Source organism: Arthrobacter sp. Y3221157, from assembly GCF_059089865.1.
Map to the genome: position 1 here is coordinate 1 of NZ_JBNHFD010000193.1, position 1,290 is coordinate 1,290.

Genomic DNA, 1,290 nt, shown 5'->3' on the forward strand with positions numbered 1-1,290 from the left:
CCCGCCGCTGAACAGGCTCCGGCTTCCGCGCCGACACCGGTGCCTCCTTCGGCGCCGGCCGCCGCGCCGCCTCCAGTACCCCAGCCGTTCGCCCTCAACCTGTACCAGGAGGGCGACTTCGTGCCGCAATACACCTTTGACTGGTGTGTCGCGGCGAGCATCCAGATGGCCCACAACCTGATTGACGACACGGGCGGCGGCACGTGGAGTGACAGCGCCCACCAGGGGGAACTGTGGGAGATGGCCCGGGGAAGGTCGTCCAACTCCTTTAACGGCGCCAATCCGCGGGGGTGGGCGCAGGTGCTGACCGAGGTTGGCATGGGACCCTACGACGTGGTGAGCGTTCCCGACTACGGGGACGCGCTGGAGACCGCGGCGCGGGCCATCGCCGAGACCGGCCGGCCCGTGGGGCTGGTGATGTGGAGCGGCCGGCACGCGTGGGTGATGAGCGGCTTCGAGTCCATCGGTGATCCGGCCAAGTTCCCGGAGTTCTCGGTCACGGGAATCCGTGTCCTGGATCCGCTCTACCCGCACGGCAGCGGGCAGTGGGGTCCGTCGCCCGTACCCAACAGCCTGCTCACCCCGGAGCAGCTGGCCACCCAGTTCGTTGTCCGCGAGCCGCGCCGCTGGAGCAGCGATCTGCCCGCCGGCTACCTGCTGGTACTGCCGCAGCCAAAGGGTTAGCGGCGCTGACTGCAGGTGAAGCTACGGGGCGAGCCTGACGTCCGTGCCCTGGAGGCGAGCGCGGAAGCCGTCGCCCTGAACGGTGACGTCCTGGAGCACGAGCCCCTCGGGCAGGCCCTCGATTTCGTGCTCGATGGTTACGAGGCCGCGAACGACGGCGGCGGTGGCCTCGGAGAGGAAGTCCGGCCCACCGATGTCGATTGAGCGTGGCTCGACAATGAGCCTGCCGCCTTCGACCTTCACCGTACCGGTGGCGGTGACGCGCAGTTCGCGTCCGAGGGCCTCAACGGTGCGGACCACCGTTGCCAGGCCGCCGTCCGCGGCACGGACCGTGGCTCCATTGCCGAGTTCGGCGGCGACGGACTCGAACGGGACGGTGGCCTCCACTCTCAGCCGCCCAGCGACCAGTCCGCCGGAACCCGTGACCACGTCCTGTCCTGTTGCCCGGACATCATGGAGGGTTGAGTTTTCGGTCACCACTTTTCCGGCGTCCAGTGCAACATCGGAGAGCCACAGCTCATCGTCGCGCAGGCCCGAAGGTGGCGCTGTCCCCTCGGAACGTTCGGTGCCCGGCGTCGGGGGCGGCGCAGGGTCCGCGCCGCCCCC

At 69.5% G+C, this 1,290-nt stretch carries 2 protein-coding genes; one reads left to right on the forward strand and one right to left on the reverse strand.

Annotation, left to right across the window (positions count from 1 at the left end):
* The coding region (locus tag AC5RTT_RS20565; protein ID WP_494146708.1) for a hypothetical protein at nucleotides 1-684 on the forward strand (684 nt) is incomplete at its 5' end.
* Between the two features lie 21 nt (nucleotides 685-705).
* Here AC5RTT_RS20565 and AC5RTT_RS20570 read toward each other — a convergent pair.
* Nucleotides 706-1,290, reverse strand: a 585-nt coding sequence (locus tag AC5RTT_RS20570) for an LmeA family phospholipid-binding protein (protein ID WP_494146709.1), incomplete at its 5' end; no start/stop codon positions are given.